This window comes from Marinobacter denitrificans (genome assembly GCF_008795955.1).
GTDB lineage: Bacteria > Pseudomonadota > Gammaproteobacteria > Pseudomonadales > Oleiphilaceae > Marinobacter > Marinobacter denitrificans.
In genome coordinates this window covers 21561-40107 of record NZ_VMHN01000009.1, presented here as the reverse complement: position 1 = coordinate 40107, position 18547 = coordinate 21561, and the positions used below count along the sequence as shown (strand labels likewise).

The window sequence follows — 18547 nt, the reverse complement described above, 5'->3', positions numbered from 1 at the left end:
CGCAAAACCGCATGAATTGCAACAACAACAAAACAGCGGAGGAGCACACTTGAGCCTTTTCTTGCAACAGATCATCAACGGGTTAACCCTGGGGAGTATCTACGGTCTCGTAGCCCTGGGGCTGACACTGGTCTACGGAATACTCCATATACCGAACTTCGCACATGGCGCGCTGTATATGGTCGGGGCATTTATGTCCTACTTCTTCATGGTGGACCTGGGAGCTCATTACTGGGTCGCCATGGCAGGGTCGGCGGCTGTTGTTGCCATACTTGCGATATTGTGTGAACGCCTGGTATTCCATCCTTTAAGGCACTCCCCGCCAATCCACGACAAGATCGCCGCCATCGGCATTCTGCTGTTTCTGGAAGCGGTGGTGCAGATGTTCTGGGGCTCGGATTTCCGCCGCATGTCCTCCCCCTACAGCGGCATCCTGAACTTTGACGGGCTGATCATTCCAGAGCAGCGGCTGCTGATCATTGCCGGTGCCTTCGTGCTGGTGGTGGCACTGCAACTGTTCCTGCGCAAGACCATGACCGGTGCGACCATCATCGCCATGGCCCAGAGCCGCGACGGCGCCTTCCTGGTCGGCATTGATGCCAACCGTGTGGCGATGATGACCTTTGCCATCTCCGGGATACTGGCCGCGTTTGCCGCGACCCTCTACGCACCGATCAATCTGGTGTACCCCGCCATGGGCCATCTGGTGATCATGAAGGCCTTTGTCATCATCATTCTGGGTGGCATGGGCAGCGTTCCCGGCGCCATCGTCGGGGGCATGATCATCGGTTTTGCCGAAGCGTTGGGTGGCTTTTATATCTCCACGTCCTACAAGGACATCATTGCCTTTGGCCTGCTGGTGCTGATTCTGTCCGTCCGTCCACAGGGCCTGTTCGCGAAGGGGGCGCACTGATCATGTTCAAACTTGCTTCTCTGCTCATGACGCCTGCAGCCAAGTACCTGATGCTGGCCTTTGCCGTGCTGTTCCCGCTGGTTGCGGCGAACGAATACCAGGTTTACGTCATGGCCACCGCCTTTGTCTGGGCGATAGCGGTCTATGGCCTGAACATCATCACTGGCTTCTGCGGCCAGCTGAACCTGGCCCACGGCGGCTTTTTTGCCATCGGTGCCTATACCCTCGGCCTGCTTACGGCCGATTATGGCTGGAGTTTCTGGCCGGCTTTCGCCGGTGCCCTGGTCATGACGGCGGTGCTGGGGTTCCTGGTGGGCATTGTCTCGCTGCGCCTTAAAGAGCATTACTTCGCAATTTTCACCCTGTGCGTGGGCTTCATCATCTACCTGCTGATCGACAAGTGGGAAGAGCTGACTCATGGTGCTATTGGTGTCCGGGATATCGATGCCCCCTACGGCTTTGGGCTGGTTGATTTCACCGACACCACGCCCTTCTACTATCTGGTACTGGCATTTCTGGTGTTTGCGATCTGGTTCATGGGGCGTTTATCGAAGTCCCTGCTGGGTCGCACTTTTATTGCCATCCGCAACGGCGACGAGCTGGCCCAGTCCCTGGGTATCAACCTCATGCGCAATAAAGTCCTGGCGTTTGTGCTATCCACCACCTACGCCGGCCTGGCGGGCGCGCTGTATGCCGGCATGGTGCGTTTCATCGGCCCGGAAGAGGCCAACGTCCAGCATACGTTCGACATGATCACCTACCTGCTGGTGGGCGGTATCGGCACCATTATGGGACCGCTGCTGGGCACAATCGGTCTTGTGTGGATTACCCAGTCGCTGCAGTTCCTGGAAGAGTACCGGATGATCATTTTCGGCCCGCTGCTGGTACTGCTGGTGATCTTCTTCCCCCGTGGCATTACCGGCTCGTTCCTGACCTGGATGCACCGCAAGTCCCAGGCACTGGGCCCTGCGAAGAAGCGCCAGACAAGCAAGGTAAACACCGCACAGTCCAGGGAGGCAGAAAGCAATGCTTAAGGTAGAACATCTGACCAGAATGTTTGGCGGCCTGGCGGCGGTGAACGACGTATCGGTGGAATTCGAAACCGGAAAGATCAACGCCATTATCGGCCCCAACGGTGCCGGCAAGAGCACTTTCTTTAATCTGATCTCGGGCCTCCACCAGCCTACCTCGGGCCGTATCCTGCTGGATGGCACGGACGTAACCAGGCTTCCCAGCGATCAGGTAGCGCGGTTGGGCGTCGGCCGGACCTTCCAGACCACCAACCTGTTCGAACAGGCCACGGTGCTGGACAACCTGATCGTGGGGCATCGCCTGCGCACCCGGTCCGGACTATGGGACGTGCTGATCAACAGCAAACGCCTGCAGCGGGAGGAAAAGGCCGCGCGTGAGAAAGCCATGGAAGTGCTGGAGTTTGTTGGGTTGACCCATGTGGCCGGCCAGTTCATCGCGGATATTACCCAGGAAGAACGCAAACGGGTGGCTTTTGCGCTGGCGCTGGCGACGGATCCCAAGATCGTACTGCTGGACGAGCCGGCAGCCGGGATCAACCCGGAAGAGACTGTCGGTTTTGCCGCTCTGATGCGGAAAATGGTGGATGAAAGAGGCCTCACCGTGTGCCTGATCGAGCACAAGATGGACATGATCATGAGCCTGGCAGACAAGATCATGGTGCTGGACCATGGCGAAAAGATTGCCGAGGGCACCCCCGAAGAAGTGCGTAACAACCCGGCGGTGATCGAAGCCTATCTGGGAGGTGACGAAGATGCTGCAGCTTGAACATGTGGATGTCTGCTACGGCAGCTTCAAGGCCCTCACCGATATCTCCATGACCGTGGAAACCGGCGAACTGGTAGTGCTGCTGGGAGCCAACGGCGCCGGTAAAACCAGTCTTTTTAACGCCATCAGTGGGCTGGTTAAACCGGCCTCTGGTGCCATCCGGTTTGAGGACAAACAGCTCAACGGCATGAAAGCCAGCGCTATTGTCGCCAGCGGCGTGGTGCAATGCGCTGAAGGGCGCAAACTGTTTCCCCAGATGAGCGTGATGCAGAACCTGATGATGGGTGCTTACGTGCACCGCCGGGATCGCCAGGGTAACAAGAAGCGCCTTAATGAGGTGCTGGAGCTGTTTCCGATACTGGCGGACAAGGCCAGTGAAGCGGCGGGTTCGCTGTCTGGAGGCCAGCAACAGATGGTGGCCATCGGCCGTGCCCTCATGAGCCGGCCACGGCTGCTGATGCTTGATGAGCCATCCCTCGGGCTGGCCCCGCTGGTGGTCCGGCAGGTGTTCGAAACCATCAGCCAGATCAACAGTCTGGGGACAACCGTGCTGCTGGCTGAGCAGAATGCCTTTGCTGCCCTGAAAATTGCCCACCGGGCCTACGTTATGGAAAACGGCCATCTCGTGATGGAAGGAGACCGGGAAGCAATGCTTGGCAATGAACAGGTTCGCAAGGCGTACATCGGGGCCTGACCGGCCTGGAAGATAAAAACGGAGTGACACGCACAACACAACCAGGAGAGAACAATGACAATAGCCAGAAAACTGGGCCAGGCTGTCGCAACAGTGACCCTTGGCATGAGCCTGTCCGCCGGCGCACTGGCCGGTGAAGTGAACATCGGATTTACCGGCCCGCTGAGTGGCGGGGCCGCACTTTACGGTGAGAACACGCTGTCAGGGCTGCGGATGGCGGTGGACGAGATCAACGCCGCTGGCGGGTTTGACCTGAACGGCGAGAAAACCACCGTCAACCTCGTGTCGCTGGATGATCGCTACTCGCCATCCCAGGCGGCCACAAACGCCAAGCGCCTGAAACAGGAGTCTGAGGTGTCGGCCGTGTTCGTGCCGCATTCCGGCGGCATTTTTGCCCTGCAGGATTTCAATGAGAAAGATGATTTCCTGGTGATGGCCTATTCCAGCGTACCGAGCATCACCGAAAAGGGAAACACCCTGACCCTGCGTATTCCGCCTACCTTCGATGGGTATGTAAAAGCCTTCACGGACTACGCGCTTGAGCATCAGGGCAAGAAGCTCGGCATGGCTGGTGCTACCCACGAGTACGCCAAGATCTGGGCCACCATGATGAAGGAGGAGTGGCAGGACAAGGGTGGTGAGGTAGTGGCCGACAACCCGATGGATTACAACAAATCCGCAGATTTCTTTACCGGCGTCAGCCGCATTATCTCGGAGAGTCCGGATGTCATGTTTGTCGGCGGCGCCTCCGAACCCACCGGGCTGGTTGTACAGCAGGCGCGGCAGATGGGCTTCCAGGGTGGGTTCATCGTGATGGATCAGGCCAAGATAGATGAAGTTGCTGATGTAGCCGGTGGTCTCGACATGGTGGAAGGGGCCATCGGCGTGGTTCCATTGAGTGTCTATGAAACCCCTGCAGCCCAGGACTTCATTAAGCGCTATAAGGCGGAATACGACAAAACCCCTGGCTCTGAAGCGGCCTACAACTACCTGGCGCTGCATGCGCTGGTGGAAGCCATGGACGCCACCGACTCCACAGACCCGAAAACCATCCGTGCAGCCGTGGGCGATGCCCTGAAAAACATGGAGGCCAGCAAGAACCCGTACGAAGTCAATGAAGTGACCGAGAACGGTGGCTTTGTTACCGAAACCACCCTGGCAGTGGTCAAGGACGGTGAGATTGTTCAGGAGGAAATTGACTGAGCATCACCGTTGCCTGAACAAAAAAAGGGGCCTATGGGTATGGGCCCCTTTTCTACGTTATGACGGCAGTAAGGCTACGCTACGTACATGACAAGATTCTCTGCCACACAGGCCGGCTTGTCCTCGCCCTGGATTTCCACCGTGGTGCGGTAGCACGCCATGGTGCGCTGATCGTCCACCCTGGTCACATCCAGCAGTTCCATCTTGCTCCGGATAGCCGCCCCGGACTTCACTGCGGCGGGGAAGCGTAGTTTGTCTATCCCGTAGTTGATGCTGGCGCTTTTGCCCTGCACATCAATCACCTGCTGATTCAACAGGGGGATCAGGGAGGCCGTCAGAAAACCGTGGGCCACAGTACTCTTCCAGGGCGATTCACGCCTTGCCCGTTCGACATCCAGGTGAATCCACTGATGATCGCCGGTGGCATCCGCAAACGCCTGAATCATCTCCTGGGTCACGGTTTTCCAGGGGCTGTGGCCGATCAAAGTCCCTGTGTGTTTTTCCAGATCCTTCAGCTCAACGGAAAGCATGCCTGCATCCTTGAATCGATGGTTAAAGCAGAAACAAAATCACACGGCGTATCCGGGGTTCTTGCTGTCCAGAAGCCGTACCAGGGCCGGCCAGGTCAGGGCCGCTGCCCCACCCAGCGCCTGAGACTGATCGGCCGTGGTCCTGATGGCCTGTTCCGAAGGCATATAGGTCGGCCCACAGCTCTGGGCCTTTACCTGAATCTCACAGGCCTTCATCAGGAAATACAGATAGGTGAACGTCTCCGGCACGTCTTTCCCGGCTGTCAGCACACCGTGGTTCCTCAGCAGCATCATTGACTTGTCCCCCAGATCACTGATCAGCCGCTCCCGCTCGTCCAGATCCAGGGCTACGCCTTCGTAATCGTGGTAGCTCAGGTGGTTCAGGCACAGCATTGCTGTCTGGCTCAGGGGCAGCAGGCCATCGCGGTGGGCAGACACCGCTACGCCATCGGGCGCATGCAGGTGCATCACTGCGCCGGCATCTTCCCGGTCCATGTGCACCGCGCTGTGAATGGTAAAACCAGCCGGATTCACACGAGCGAGGCCGCCGGATTCCAACACCTGCCCGTCCCGGTCCACTTTCACCAGCGACGACGCGGTAATTTCATGGAACAGCAGCCCATAAGGGTTGATGAGGAAATGGTGCTCCGGGCCAGGCACACGTGCGGACAGATGAGTGAAGACCAGGTCGTCCCAGCCAAACAGCGCCACCAGCCGATAGGCGGCAGCCAGTTCGGTGCGTACTTTCCACTCGGCCTTCTTCAGGTCCTGTTGTCCGGACTGGTCGCTTGCGGTTGTCATGGTGATCTCCCTGGTCTGTCAGCTTGCCTGCAACAGGGCAGCGTAACGCTCCAGATGGAAGTCGTCATCGCCCAGCTGGTGATTGATGGCGATCAGTCGCTTGGCGTAATGGGCAAAGTTGTATTCCCAGGTCATGCCGATACCGCCGTGGGACTGGATGCCTGCCTCGGAAATAAACTGACCGGCACGGCCAATCACGTTCTTGGCGGCGGCCAGCACACGACGCCGTTCATCGTTCTGTTCACTGTCAGCAACGCTGGCAGCGAGTATCGCCATGGAGCGAGCCTGCTCCAGCTCCGACATCATGTCCACCATGCGGTGCTGCAGAACCTGGAATTTGCCGATGGGTACGCCAAACTGCTTGCGCTGTTTGAGGTATTCCAGCGTCAGCTCGTTGGCCACCTCCATTACGCCCACAGCCTCGGCACACAGGCCAGCAATGGCACGGCCGGCCTGGTACTCGATCACCTCGCCAGCCTTGCCTTCTTCACCCAGCAAGCTGTCTGCCCCCACCTGGACATTGTTTAGGGTGATATCGCAACCCTTCGCGCCGTCGATGGTGGGGTAGGTACGACGTTCAACACCGTTGGTATCCGGGCTCAGGGCAAACAGGCTGATACCCTCGGCATTGCGGGTATCGCCCGAAGTACGGGCGGAGACCACAATCACGTTGGCGCAGTGGCCACCGATTACTACCGCCTTGCGACCGTTAAGTATATAGCCCTCTCCGCTTTTTTCGGCGCGGGTTTCTACGTTGTTCAGGTCGTAGAAGCTCTGGGGCTCCTGCAGGCCCACCGCGGCTTTCAGTTCGCCGCTGGCGATACCGGCCAGCCAGTTTTCTTTCTGGCTGTCGTTGCCTGCGTGGGCGATCAGGCCGCCACCGAGAACGATGGACTGAAGGTACGGCTCCAGGCACAGGCCGCGGCCCAGCTCAGCCATCACTGACTGTACTTCCACGCCTCCGCCGCCGAAGCCGCCAAGCTCCTCGGAAAACGGCACAGCCGTCAGGCCCAGTTCGCTGAGCTGATGCCAGAAATCGGCGCTGAAGCCCAGGTCGGTTTCGCTGAACGCCAGCCGTTTTTCGAAACTGTATTCACCGCGCACCAGGCGGGCCACGGTGTCCTGCAGCATCTGCTGCTCTTCGTTGAGTTGGAAATCCATGGTCGCCTCCTTAAAGCCCGAGAATCATTTTCGACACGATGTTTTTCTGGATCTCGTTGGATCCGCCGAAAATCGACAGTTTGCGGTTGTTGAAGTACTGGGCGGACAGGGGCGCTGCGTCCTTGTCGGACAGGAATTCGCCGTCGTAGTCCAGGTCCATCTCTTCTTCCACAAATGGAAGGGCGTAGGGACCGATGGCGCGGCGGGCCAGATCATTGATCGACTGCCGGATCTCCGTGCCCTTCACTTTCAGCATTGAGCTTTCCGCGCCCGGTACCCCGCCCCCTTCGACGGAGGCAATGATGCGCAGGTTACTGATGGCAGCGGCAGTGAGGTCGATCTCCACCCTGGCGATACGCTGGCTGAAGGACGGATCCTCAAGCAGCGGTTTGCCATTTTTCAGCCGGCGGCTGGCGAGTTGCTTGAGATGCGAAAGCGCCGCCTTGGACATGCCGATACCGGCCAGGCCGGTGCGCTCGTAGGTGAGCAGGAACTTGGCGTAGGTCCAGCCCTTGTCTTCTTCGCCGACGAGGTTTTCTACCGGTACTTTGACGTCCTCGAAGAACACTTCGTTGACTTCGTGTTCTCCGTCCAGGGTGATGATCGGCCGCACGGTAATTCCCGGCGTGTCCATATCGATCAGCAGGAAGGAGATACCCTCCTGGTTCTTGACCTCGGTATTGGTGCGGACCAGGCAGAAGATCATGTTGGCGTACTGGCCCAGGGTGGTCCATGTCTTCTGGCCATTGACGATGTAATGGTCGCCGTCCCGCACGGCGCGGGTCTTGAGGGAAGCCAGATCGGAGCCGGCGCCGGGCTCGGAATAGCCCTGGCACCACCAGTCCTCACCGCTGAGGATGCGCGGCAGGTACTTCTGCTTCTGGTCTTCGTTACCGAATTTGATGATCACCGGCGCTACCATGTTCACCCCGAACGGGATGGAGCGGGGAACACCATAACGGCAGGATTCTTCATCCCAGATGTGCTTCTGCACCGGCGTCCACTTCACACCGCCGTACTCTTCCGGCCAGTGGGTTGCGTACCAGCCTTGCTCGCAGAGGATTTTCTGCCACCGCTGGTGGTCCTCTTTCGACAGGCGGCGGAATCCTTTTACTTTGGCGGCGATGTCCGCCGGCAGCTTCTCATCCAGGAACGCTCTTACCTCGTCACGAAAGGCAAGTTCCTCGGCCGTGTAGTTCATGTTCATGGGATAAACCTCGTCAATGCATTACAGCGAAAATATATACCGCATAGCAGAATTACTCAATGATTATTCATCCGTTGTCTTTGTGTCAATGCAATGGAACAAGAAAACACAGAGTAATTACGGCTTTCATTAAAATTTGGTTTCATCGACTTGTGAATAAAAAAATGATTGTCTACATTCTAAACACGGAAGTTGGTACTGCTATGCGAAACCAATTCGTAGCGTATTACCGCAGAGCGAAACAAAAGGATTGATTTGGCGTTTTCAGTGCCGGCACCGGAACGTTCAATAACAACGACATGGAATCAACTCCGTTAAGAGGTTTGAGATGACAACAACAAAACGCTTTCAAACACGCCCCCTTACCCGTGCCACGGTCATTGCCGGATTGCCACTGCTGACACTTGCTTCCGGAGCCGCCCTGGGGCAGAGCTCCGAGCTGGATGAGCTTCGCGAGCGGGTACAACTGCTGGAAAGCAAACTGGAAGGTGCTGTGTCTACCGCACCGGAACTGACCGAGGACAACCCCTATCTGTTGCGCGACGGCGACGGGATCAAGATCGGGCGTACCACGATTTCATTCGGCGGTTTTATCAAGGCCGATGCGATTTTTGGCTCCCATGGCAACGGGAGTCTGAACAGCTACAGCGTCGGCTTGCCAAGGACCTTTGCCAGTGCGGCCGTATCGGATGAAAGTGACTGGAAGACCGGATTTTCAGCCCGGGAGTCACGCCTCAGTATCGGAACCAAAACCGAGGATGTCGTGGGGCATACATTGACCACCTACGTGGAGATGGACTTCAACCAGGACCTCAACGACGGTTTGAATGAAACCGGTAACGAAATCGTGTCCAACAGTTATTCCCCGCGCTTGCGCCAGGCCTATGGTTCCTGGAATGGCTGGGACTTCGGCCAGACCTACACCACATTCACAGACCTCGCCGCCATGCCCGAGATTCTCGATCAGGGTAAGCAGGCCGCTTTCATTTACGCCACCCAACCGATGATTCGTTACAACGCGGCAGCGCCGGGTGGAAAGCTGATGGTGTCCCTGGAGAACCCGGAAGACGGCTATTACGGTAACTCGTATGACGACCAGTCCTACCCGGACCTTGCCATGCGGTATCAGATTCGCGGCAACTATGGGTTTTACTCGGTCGCCGGCCTGTTGCGGAATTTTGAAGATGATGCCGCGGATGAAACCCGGATTGACGGTGCGGTGTCTTTGAGTGCCCGTATTCCTACCATCGGCCGTGATGACCTGCGGCTGCAATACAGCTATGGCGCGCTGGGCCGGTACATGGGGTTGTTGACCTACCCGGATGTAGATCTGGCCGCGCTTGCCCAGGGGGATGTGGAACCACTCAAGAGCTATGGCGCCACGGCCGCCTATCGTCACTTCTGGGCGCCGGAGTGGCGCAGCAGCCTGACAGTCTCCCACACCGAAATAGTTGATGATCTTGCGGCACCACCGGCAGGCACCCTGAGCTATTTCGACTCATCAACGTCGGTTCACGCCAATATTGTGTGGTCTGCCCACAGCAACCTGATGCTCGGGCTGGAGTACGCTTACTGGGATTTTGGAGAGATTGCCTCCGGCAGCAGCGAGCAGTATGAGCAGGTGATGGCGTCCGCGAAGCTGAGCTTCTGATTTCAGGCAAAGAAAAAGCAGAGCCGGAGCTCTGCTTTTTCAAGGCAGGCCGGGGAATCAGCTGAAGGCCTGAATCCCGGTCTGACCACGGCCCAGAATCAGGGCGTGGACATCGTGAGTACCTTCGTAGGTGTTCACCGCTTCCAGGTTCATCACGTGCCGAATCACGTGGTATTCGTCGGAAATGCCGTTTCCACCATGCATGTCACGGGCAACCCGGGCGATGTCCAGGGCCTTGCCACAGTTGTTGCGCTTGAGCATGGAGATGGCGTCTGTCGAGTAATTGCCGGTGTCCATCATGCGGCCCAGTTGCAGGGCGCCCTGAAGGCCCAGGGTGATTTCGGTCTGCATATCCGCCAGCTTTTTCTGGATCAGCTGGTTGGCCGCCAGCGGCTTGCCGAACTGCTTGCGCTCAAGGGTGTAATTAAGTGCTGCGTGCCAGCAGAACTCAGCGGCGCCCAGAGAACCCCAGCTTATGCCGAAACGGGCCTTGTTCAGGCAGCTGAACGGACCCTTCAAGCCTTCCACGTCGAGCTTGTTCTCGTCCGGGACAAAGACCTCATCCATAAAGATGGAACCGGTCTCGGAAGCCCGCAGTGAAAACTTGCCTTCAATTTTCGGCGTATCCAGGCCCTTGGCGCCCTCGCGTTCAATCACGAAGCCGGTGATCTTGCCATCCAGCTTGGCCCACACCACGCAAACGTCGGCAATGGGGGAGTTGGTGATCCAGGTCTTGGAGCCGCTGACCAGGTAGCCGCCGTCGACTTTCTTGGCGCGGGTTTCCATATTGCCCGGGTCAGACCCGTGGTTGGGCTCGGTCAGGCCAAAGCAGCCCACCTTCTCACCGGATGCCAGTTGCGGCAGGATGCGTTTTTTCAGGGCTTCCTGGCCGAAGGCGTGAATCGGGTGAATAACCAGTGACGACTGCACGCTCAGTGCTGAGCGGTAAGCCGAGTCCACCCGTTCCACTTCGCGGGCGATCAGGCCATAGCACACGTGGTTGAGGCCCGGGCCACCGTATTCTTCCGGCAGGGTGGCGCCGAGCATGCCCAGCTCGCCCATGTCTGTAAAGATGGAGCGATCAAACTTCTCATTGCGGTTCGCGTCGGTAATGCCGGGCATCAGGCGCTGGTCACAAAAGGAACGGATGCTGTCCCGAACCTGACGCTCGGTTTCATCCAGTTGCTTGTCAAACTGCAGCAGGTCATCCCAGGGTGCAGAAGCCATGTTGTCTCTCCTCAGAAAATTAGTCGGTTGCTCGTTCAATCTGTTACTCGTTCAATAACTGCGGCAATGCCCTGGCCAACGCCAATGCACATGCTGATCAATGCATAACGACCGCCGCTGCGCTCAAGCTGGCGCGTCGCGGTCAGTGCAATCCGTGCGCCGGATGCCCCCAGAGGGTGGCCGACAGCAATGGCCCCGCCGTTGGGGTTCAGCCGCGAATCGGTAGGGTCTATGCCCAGTTTGGTGGTGCAGCCAAGCACCTGGGCGGCAAACGCCTCGTTGATCTCGATGACGTCCATATCGTTTATAGCCAGCCCCGCGCGGGCGAGGGCTTTTTCGCTGGCGGGCACCGGGCCATAACCCATCACCCGGGGCGGCACCCCGGCAATGGCTGCGGATACGATGCGGGCGCGGGGACGGATGCCTGCGCGCTCGCCCGCTTCACGGGAGCCCACGATCAGCGCTGCGGCGCCGTCATTGATGCCGGATGCGTTACCGGCGGTGACCACGCCACCCTCGAACAGCGGGCGCAGGCCAGCCAGTGCTTCGACGGTGGACTGGGGGCGCGGGTGCTCGTCGTGGCTCACGCTGACCGGTGGTTTCTTGCGGCCCTGGGGCACGTCGATGGCCAATATCTCTTCATTATAGAAGCCATCCTTCAGGGCGGCGGCATAACGGGCCTGGCTCTGGGCGGCGAAGGCGTCCACGGTGGCGCGGCTCAGGTTCAGTTCCCGGGCGATGTTGTCGGCGGTTTCCGGCATGGTGTCTGCGCCAAAGGCGGCTTCAATGCGGGGATTCGGAAAGCGCGCACCGATGGTGCTGTCGAAGGCGCGGAAATCACGGCTGAAAGGGCTTTCGCTTTTGGCCATGACGAACGGGGCCCGGCTCATGCTTTCAGCACCGCCAGCCACAAACAGCTCACCTTCGCCACAGCGCACTGCCCGTGATGCGTCGATGATGGCGGCCAGGCCGGAGCCACAAAGCCGGTTGACCGTCAGGCCACCGGCTTCAACCGGCAAACCGGCTATCAAACCGGCGTGACGGGCCAGGTTGCGGGCGTCTTCGCCGGCCTGGTTAGTGCAGCCGGCAATCACGTCTTCGTAGAGTTCCGGGGCAAATGCGTTGCGCTCGATCAGGGTTTTGATCACGCTGGCCAGCAGATCATCCGGGCGCACTGTCGCCAGCGCTCCCGCGTGTCGACCGAAGGGGGTTCTCAGCCCGTCGTAGATAAATGCGCTCATGGCATCTCCCGTTTCATCAACTGGCAAGTCCCTATTGTGATCCTCCCCTTATAGGGAAGAAAGCTTCGGGGCTTGTCTTGTCATTAATGTTGATATAGTTTCGTATAGCGGAATTCAGTTTTGTATATTGATAGGTGAAGCCTAATCCGGGGCTGTGAGAAATGCAACCGATACATCATCAAGGGTAATGAATCTTATATGAGCCGTTTTCTGGTTCCTGTTGCCGTGTTGCTGGAGCTTGTGGCGCTGTGTCTGGGCAATCCGTGGCTCAGTGCGGTGTCCGGTGTGCTGTTCCTGCTGTATTTCCTCACCGGGCTGGGGCGGCTGCAGGTCTACTCCCGTTACCTCTTTCTGATCTCCACTATTGTGGTGTCTTCCCTCGCGCTGGCGGGTGAGCTGGGGGGTGAAGAATTACTGCGCGCCGCTTCCAATGCCGCCTTCTATGCCACGTTTCTGGGCAGCCTGGGCATGATGCAGTGCCTGGTGCGCCGGCTTGAAGTACTGCAACGCATCCACGATGTACTGCTCGGTGGGCGCCCGGCGTTGCTGTACCCGAAATACGCCGTGGTCAGCTGTGGCATTGCCTCGGTGCTGAGTTTCGGGGTAATGAATCTGCTCTGTGGCACCCTGGCGGAGACCCTGCGGGAGCGAGGTATTACCGGAGCCTCGCGCCTGCGCTGGTTGCGGAGTGTGTTGATCAGTACGCTGCGGGGGTTTGCACTGGTACCGCTGGTTGCGCCGACCAGTGTCGCGGTGGCCATTATCACCCGGGAAGTGCCGACCCTGAGCTGGTCGGGGATGTTGCCTTACGGTATTGGCAGTGCTGTGCTGCTGATACTGGTTGGCTGGTTTCTTGAGCACAAACGCTTTCGCCTTGTCAGCAGCGAGCGTCAAGCACTGGAACACTGGCCCGCAGGCAGCGGTCAGCTGGCTCTGTTGGTTACCGTGATTTTCGTTGCCATGGCGGTGCTGGTGCAGGTGTCTGGTCTAAGAGTCTCGGTGGCGGCGATGCTTACGGTGCCGGTGGTAACCTTCCTTTATATGTGGTGGCGTGACCGCTCGCTGCAGGGTGTCGCCCGGGAGTCAGTGGACAACATGTTGGGCATGAGCAACGAGATGTCCATTTTCGCTGGCTCGGCGGGCCTCGGTGTCGCGTTGGTGGCGGTCATTCCGGCGGACGCGCTGGCGGGGCTGGCGGCGGGAGAGCTGGGTGTGTTCCTGCTGGCGGCTGGCGGCCTGTTGATGCTGCCCATGCTTTCGGCCATCGGCATCATTCCGATTACCGTGTTGAGCGTACAGGCGGGGCTTATGCCGCAACTGGTGGCAGAGGGGGTGGACCCACTGCCCATTGCCGTGGCCCTGGTGATCGGATTTTCCCTGGCGATGATGCTGTCGCCATTCGGCCCGGCGGTGATGTTGCTGTCGCGGTTTGGTCAGGTCTCGCGCTGGGTGGTGGCGTTTGGCTGGAATGGGCTGTTCGTGCTGCTGGCCATACCCTTGTTGCTGGTGATGCTCTGGGGTCTGTTCGGGATGTCGCCGCGGTCAGTAGCCGCGGCTGGTGTCGACGATCCCGGTAATGGACTGACCGCTGTGGTAGGCGCGGATCTTCCCGGTGATCTGCTCCAGAGTGGCATCCCGCAGGGTGCGGGCGGAGATGTGCGGCGTGATGGTCACCTCGGGCCGTTGCCAGAACGGATGCCCGGCGGGTAACGGCTCCTGGCGGAATACATCCAGGGCGGCCCGTGCGACATGGCCGTCGTCTAGGGCCCTGAGCAGGTCGTCTTCCACCAGGTGCTCACCCCGGCCGACGTTAATCACCACGGCACCGGGCAGTAGCTGACTGAAGAGCTTGTGGTCGAGGATGTCTCGGGTTTCCTCTGTCAGGGGCAGGGTGTTCACCAGCACGCGGGTTGAGCTCAGAAAGCCGGGAAGCCCGGACGTGCCGGCGTAGGTGGTCACCTTGTCCAGGCTATGGTCGCTACGCGCCCAGCCATTAACCTGGTAATCCAGGTCGGCGAGCGTTCGTGCCACCCGTTTGCCGATATGACCCAGCCCCATGACCCCCACCGGCCATTCACTGCGCTTGATGGGCCGGTGAATTTTCCACACGCCTTGCCGCTGTTGCTCGCGGTAGGTTTCCATGCCACGGCTGGCTTCCAGTAGCTGGTGCAACACGTATTCCGCCATCTGTACCGACATGCCGGCGTCTTCAAGACGCACCACTGGCAGATGAGGGGGCAGGTTGGGCACTGCCAGCAATCCGTCGATGCCGGCACCGAGATTGAACACCGCCTTCAGCCTGGTCTCCCGCTTGAACAGCTCCGCTGGCGGCTGCCAGACAATGGCGTAATCGGCGTCAACCGCAGGCCCGTTGGCGTCCCACACGTGAACCTCGGCCTCCGGAAGCAGTTCCTTGATGGGTACGGTCCAGCGCTCTGGTTTGGGGTCTCCGGCTACAAACAGAACCTTCATGTGCTCTCCCGGGATCGTCAGATGGATAAGATTTCTTTATAATGTTCCGCTTTGCAGAATAATATACCGAAAAAGATTCGTAAACCCGGGTCTGAGTGTCGCAAAAGCGGGCAAGAAGTGAAACATAAAGGAAGAGTGTTTCATGTTTGGCACGACTTTTGATTCTTTTCAGTACACTTTGTGGTACTTGATACCTGCAGCCATTAAAATAGCGCAACTTTTCTACTATCTGACCAAGTTCCCAGCACTGCTCCAGGCACTGTGGGCTTACCGTATCAGGCAATGCTGTTGGAGGATGCCCGATTATGACCAAAGCACAAATCACCTCACCGGAACTGATGGCGGCGTCCGGCGATGGTGAACCGGTAAAGCCGGAAAAAGACCGCAAGTTTGTAGAGGCGCTTTCCCGCGGTCTCGACGTGCTTCGTGCCTTCAGCCAGGGCTCGGTGATTCTGGGTAATCAGGACATCTCGCGCCTGACGGGGCTGCCGAAACCCACGGTTTCGCGCATGACCTACACCCTGACCAAGCTCGGCTACCTCAGCTACAACCCGCAACTGGAGAAGTACCAGCTCAGCTCTGGCGTGCTGGCCTTGGGTTACGCCTATGTCTCCAACCTGAAGGTGCGTCAGTTGGCCAAGCCGTATATGGACGAGTTCGCCCGCCAAACCAACATGTCGGTGGGCCTGACCTGCCGTGACCGCCTGCACATGATTTATGTGGAGAACCGGCTACCACCGGAAGCGTCCCTGCTGCGTATGGACATCGGCCTGAAACTTCCCATGGCCACCACCTCGGCGGGCCGCGCCTATTACTGCGCCATATCCGAAAAAGGCCGCAAGGTGATCGACGACGCCATGGAAGCCAAATACGGCGACGCCTGGCCAGAAAAGAAAGAAGGCCTTGAGCGCTCCATGGAGGATTTCAAGAAGCACGGATTCTGTCTTTCCCTTGGCGAGTGGGACCGCAACATCAATTCCGCCGGCGTGCCCATTCACCTGCAGGACGGCACCATCATGGCGCTGACCTGTGCAGCACCGTCCTATCTGGTGCCCGGCGAAAAGCTGCGTCAGTCCATTGCCCACCAGTTGGCAATGCTGGCCAGCGATATCGAATCGCTCGGCGTCTGATTCGACATCGGAGCAAGGAGCTGGCGGGCAGGACGTTCCGAAACACGCTGTAAATACGTCCCTGTACGCTCGGCTCCGCCATCCATGGCTCCGCACGGTTTCGGAACGCCCTGCCCGCCAACTCCCCCCGAACTTCTTTCTAGAGCCCTGTGATTCGTCCCAGGGCTTTTTTGTATCTGCGATTTAAATGGAGGTTGAAACCTGCCAGAAACTTCTATTAAATCGTTACTATGTTTCGCTTGTTAAAACTATATTCCATATCGAGCTAGGAGAAATTATGTCTGAGGTCGTAACTTATAACCGGGAAGGCTCCATTGGTGTGATCACCGTGAATTACCCGCCGGTCAACGCCCTCAGCCACGGGGTTCGTTCCGGCCTGGTGGCTGCACTGGAGCAGGGCCAGAAAGACACCGACGCCAAAGTGCTGTTGCTGGTGTGCGAAGGCCGCACCTTTATTGCCGGCGCCGATATTCGTGAATTCGGCAAACCGATGCAGGAGCCGGGGCTGGCGTTTGTAGTAGAGCAATTCGAAAACTCCGAGAAGCCGGTTGTGGCTGGTATCCACGGCACCGCCCTGGGGGGTGGCCTGGAAACCGCTCTTGGTTGCCATTATCGGGTGGCGCTGAGCAGCGCCAGGGTTGGCCTGCCGGAGGTGAAGCTGGGGCTGTTGCCCGGTGCCGGTGGAACCCAGCGTTTGCCGCGTCTGACCGGTGCAAGGAAAGCCCTCGAGATGATCACTTCCGGAGACTTCGTGGCGGCTAATGACGCCCTCGAAGCGGGCATCCTGGATGCGGTTGAGGACGGCGATGATATCCGGGCGGTCGGTCTGGCTTACGCACAGAAGGTGGCTGATGAAGGCAAACCGGTCCGCCGGGTGCGGGACCTGACCGACAGGATCGACGCCGATAAAGGCAGTGACGTGTTCCAGCAGTTCCGTGACAGCCTGCAGAAGAAGGCCCGTGGCCTGTTCTCTCCGTTCAAATGTGTGGACGCGGTAGAAGCCGCTTTCAATCTGCCATTTTTCGAAGGTATGAAACGTGAACGCGAGCTGTTCACCGAATGCATGGACTCGCCCCAGCGTAGCGGCCTGATTCACTCGTTCTTCGCCGAGCGTGAAGTGTCCAAGGTCAAAGGCCTGCCCAAAGACACGCCGGTTCGTGAGATCCGCAAGGTGGGTGTTATCGGTGCAGGCACCATGGGTGGCGGTATTGCGATGAACTTCGCCAACGCAGGTATTCCAGTGACTATCGCTGAAGTGAAACAGGAGGCGCTGGACAAGGGCCTGGCCTTGATTCGCAAGAACTACGAGAACACCGCTAAGAAAGGCCGCATCACTCAAGCCCAGGTCGAGGAGCGCATGAGCCTGATCAGCGGCACCCTGACCTATGACGATTTCAGCGATGCGGATCTGGTGATCGAGGCGGTTTTCGAGAGCATGGACCTGAAGAAGAAGATCTTCGGTCAGCTGGACGACGCCTGCAAACCGGGGGCAATCCTGGCCTCCAATACGTCCACCCTGAGCATTGATGAGATTGCGGCCGCCACCACGCGCCCGCAGGATGTGATCGGGCTGCACTTCTTCAGCCCCGCGAATGTGATGAAGCTGCTGGAAATTGTGCGCGGCGAGAAAACCTCGGACGAGGTCAAGGCTACTGCCATGGCGCTGGCGAAGCAGATTCGCAAGGTGGGTGTCATGGTGGGCAACTGCTATGGCTTTGTGGGCAACCGCATGCTGCACAAGCGTGGCGCCGAGGCCATGGCACTGGTCAATGAGGGTGCGAGCCCCCAGCAGGTGGACAAGGTGTTGACCGATCTGGGCTTCCCCATGGGGCAGTTTGCCATGTCGGACCTGGCCGGTATTGATATTGGCTACAGCATCCGTCAGGAGCGCCGTAAGGCCGGCGAGGATGTACCGGCAAGCTGGATGGACAAGCTGGCTGAACAGGGGCGTCTCGGGCAGAAAACCCAGGCGGGGGTGTACAAGTACGAGGAAGGTAACCGCAAGCCGGTCCCTGACCCGGAGGTGGACCGGATTATTGCCGAGTTCCGCCAGGAGCAGGGCATTACGCCGCGTGAGATCACTGACCAGGAGATCCTGGAGCGGTGTATGTATGTGATGATCAATGAGGGCGCGAAGATTCTGGAAGAGGGCATTGCGGATCGTCCCCTGGATATCGATATCACCTGGATTTACGGTTACGGCTTCCCCGCCTATCGGGGTGGCCCGATGTTCTGGGCGGACCAGATTGGCCTGGACACCATCCTTGGAACTATTGAGCAGTTCCATGATGACTTGGGGGGCGAACAATGGAAGCCCGCAGCCCTGTTGCAAAAGCTGGTCAGTGAGGGGCGCAAGTTTTCGGACCTTTAAAAGCCTGGCCTGCTGGTGTGGTGGCTGGTCCCGAGGTGGGGTGCCTTTTCTTCTGGGAAAAATAACTCGCTTCGCTCAGACATCTTTTTCCCGGCATAAAAGGCACCCCACCCCGGGCCCGACGTTGCCACTGAGCTATACCCCGTAGA

The 18547-nt window shown here is 58.6% G+C and carries 15 protein-coding genes and 1 pseudogene; 9 read left to right on the top strand and 7 right to left on the bottom strand.

Annotated elements, in window-relative coordinates:
- Positions 1-49 precede the first annotated feature (49 nt).
- Genes FO268_RS18750 through FO268_RS18730 form a run of 5 tightly spaced genes read left to right on the top strand, consistent with a single transcriptional unit; the run spans position 50 to position 4607 of the window.
- Entirely contained in the window at positions 50-913 is an 864-nt protein-coding gene (locus tag FO268_RS18750; protein ID WP_150994761.1) for a branched-chain amino acid ABC transporter permease, read from the top strand.
- A 2-nt stretch (positions 914-915) separates the two neighbouring features.
- Positions 916-1947 carry a branched-chain amino acid ABC transporter permease gene (locus FO268_RS18745; RefSeq protein WP_150994759.1) on the top strand — a complete coding sequence of 344 codons (1032 nt, stop codon included), beginning with the start codon at positions 916-918 and terminating at the stop codon, positions 1945-1947.
- Positions 1940-2710 carry an ABC transporter ATP-binding protein gene (locus FO268_RS18740; protein WP_150994757.1) on the top strand — a complete coding sequence of 257 codons (771 nt, stop codon included), beginning with the start codon at positions 1940-1942 and terminating at the stop codon, positions 2708-2710. Before FO268_RS18745 ends, FO268_RS18740 begins: the two co-directional genes overlap by 8 nt.
- The gene (locus tag FO268_RS18735; RefSeq protein ID WP_150994755.1) at positions 2697-3404 is read left to right on the top strand and encodes an ABC transporter ATP-binding protein; all 708 of its coding nucleotides are present in this window, start codon (positions 2697-2699) and stop codon (positions 3402-3404) included. The genes FO268_RS18740 and FO268_RS18735 overlap by 14 nt, the downstream gene beginning before the upstream one ends.
- 54 nt (positions 3405-3458) lie before the next feature.
- Positions 3459-4607 (top strand): ABC transporter substrate-binding protein, encoded by a 1149-nt coding sequence (locus FO268_RS18730; protein WP_150994753.1) that lies wholly within the window; start codon positions 3459-3461, stop codon positions 4605-4607.
- 74 nt (positions 4608-4681) lie between these two features.
- Here the strand turns inward: FO268_RS18730 and FO268_RS18725 are convergent, their stop codons facing one another.
- The 4 genes from FO268_RS18725 to FO268_RS18710 are packed head-to-tail and all read right to left on the bottom strand — an operon-like array spanning position 4682 to position 8306.
- On the bottom strand, positions 4682-5137 hold the full coding sequence (locus FO268_RS18725) for a MaoC family dehydratase (protein ID WP_150994751.1): 456 nt from the start codon (positions 5135-5137) through the stop codon (positions 4682-4684).
- A gap of 39 nt (positions 5138-5176) precedes the next feature.
- Positions 5177-5938, bottom strand: a complete 762-nt coding sequence (locus FO268_RS18720; RefSeq protein WP_150994749.1) for a class II aldolase/adducin family protein — start codon at positions 5936-5938, stop codon at positions 5177-5179.
- 18 nt (positions 5939-5956) lie between these two features.
- Positions 5957-7099 carry an acyl-CoA dehydrogenase family protein gene (locus FO268_RS18715; protein WP_150994748.1) on the bottom strand — a complete coding sequence of 381 codons (1143 nt, stop codon included), beginning with the start codon at positions 7097-7099 and terminating at the stop codon, positions 5957-5959.
- A 10-nt stretch (positions 7100-7109) separates the two neighbouring features.
- Positions 7110-8306, bottom strand: coding sequence for an acyl-CoA dehydrogenase family protein (locus FO268_RS18710; protein WP_150994746.1), 1197 nt, complete (start codon positions 8304-8306; stop codon positions 7110-7112).
- A 328-nt stretch (positions 8307-8634) separates the two neighbouring features.
- Between FO268_RS18710 and FO268_RS18705 the strand changes: the two genes are divergently transcribed.
- Positions 8635-9957, top strand: coding sequence for a DcaP family trimeric outer membrane transporter (locus FO268_RS18705; protein WP_150994744.1), 1323 nt, complete (start codon positions 8635-8637; stop codon positions 9955-9957).
- A gap of 57 nt (positions 9958-10014) precedes the next feature.
- Here FO268_RS18705 and FO268_RS18700 read toward each other — a convergent pair whose 3' ends face one another.
- On the bottom strand, positions 10015-11184 hold the full coding sequence (locus FO268_RS18700) for an acyl-CoA dehydrogenase (RefSeq protein ID WP_150994743.1): 1170 nt from the start codon (positions 11182-11184) through the stop codon (positions 10015-10017).
- Between the two features lie 35 nt (positions 11185-11219).
- Positions 11220-12425, bottom strand: coding sequence for a 3-oxoadipyl-CoA thiolase (locus FO268_RS18695; RefSeq protein ID WP_150994741.1), 1206 nt, complete (start codon positions 12423-12425; stop codon positions 11220-11222).
- Positions 12426-12623: 198 nt separating this feature from the next.
- Between FO268_RS18695 and FO268_RS18690 the strand changes: the two genes are divergently transcribed.
- Positions 12624-14135 carry a hypothetical protein gene (locus FO268_RS18690; protein WP_225316857.1) on the top strand — a complete coding sequence of 504 codons (1512 nt, stop codon included), beginning with the start codon at positions 12624-12626 and terminating at the stop codon, positions 14133-14135.
- Here the strand turns inward: FO268_RS18690 and FO268_RS23080 are convergent.
- Positions 14136-14567, bottom strand: a pseudogene (locus tag FO268_RS23080) (NAD(P)-dependent oxidoreductase); the annotation flags it as partial.
- A 635-nt stretch (positions 14568-15202) separates the two neighbouring features.
- Between FO268_RS23080 and FO268_RS18680 the strand changes: the two are divergent.
- Positions 15203-16027, top strand: coding sequence for an IclR family transcriptional regulator (locus FO268_RS18680; RefSeq protein ID WP_150994737.1), 825 nt, complete (start codon positions 15203-15205; stop codon positions 16025-16027).
- Positions 16028-16304: 277 nt separating this feature from the next.
- Complete coding sequence (locus FO268_RS18675) at positions 16305-18398, top strand: 3-hydroxyacyl-CoA dehydrogenase NAD-binding domain-containing protein (protein ID WP_150994735.1); 2094 nt, start codon at positions 16305-16307, stop codon at positions 18396-18398.
- Positions 18399-18547: the final 149 nt, after the last annotated feature.

Coding starts and splice junctions, on each gene's coding strand:
- FO268_RS18745 (WP_150994759.1), top strand. CDS start 916: ATGTTCAAACTTGCTTCTCTGCTCATGACGCCTGCAGCCAAGTACCTG.
- FO268_RS18740 (WP_150994757.1), top strand. CDS start 1,940: ATGCTTAAGGTAGAACATCTGACCAGAATGTTTGGCGGCCTGGCGGCG.
- FO268_RS18735 (WP_150994755.1), top strand. CDS start 2,697: ATGCTGCAGCTTGAACATGTGGATGTCTGCTACGGCAGCTTCAAGGCC.
- FO268_RS18730 (WP_150994753.1), top strand. CDS start 3,459: ATGACAATAGCCAGAAAACTGGGCCAGGCTGTCGCAACAGTGACCCTT.
- FO268_RS18725 (WP_150994751.1), bottom strand. CDS start 5,137: ATGCTTTCCGTTGAGCTGAAGGATCTGGAAAAACACACAGGGACTTTG.
- FO268_RS18720 (WP_150994749.1), bottom strand. CDS start 5,938: ATGACAACCGCAAGCGACCAGTCCGGACAACAGGACCTGAAGAAGGCC.
- FO268_RS18715 (WP_150994748.1), bottom strand. CDS start 7,099: ATGGATTTCCAACTCAACGAAGAGCAGCAGATGCTGCAGGACACCGTG.
- FO268_RS18710 (WP_150994746.1), bottom strand. CDS start 8,306: ATGAACATGAACTACACGGCCGAGGAACTTGCCTTTCGTGACGAGGTA.
- FO268_RS18705 (WP_150994744.1), top strand. CDS start 8,635: ATGACAACAACAAAACGCTTTCAAACACGCCCCCTTACCCGTGCCACG.
- FO268_RS18700 (WP_150994743.1), bottom strand. CDS start 11,184: ATGGCTTCTGCACCCTGGGATGACCTGCTGCAGTTTGACAAGCAACTG.
- FO268_RS18695 (WP_150994741.1), bottom strand. CDS start 12,425: ATGAGCGCATTTATCTACGACGGGCTGAGAACCCCCTTCGGTCGACAC.
- FO268_RS18690 (WP_225316857.1), top strand. CDS start 12,624: ATGAGCCGTTTTCTGGTTCCTGTTGCCGTGTTGCTGGAGCTTGTGGCG.
- FO268_RS18680 (WP_150994737.1), top strand. CDS start 15,203: ATGACCAAAGCACAAATCACCTCACCGGAACTGATGGCGGCGTCCGGC.
- FO268_RS18675 (WP_150994735.1), top strand. CDS start 16,305: ATGTCTGAGGTCGTAACTTATAACCGGGAAGGCTCCATTGGTGTGATC.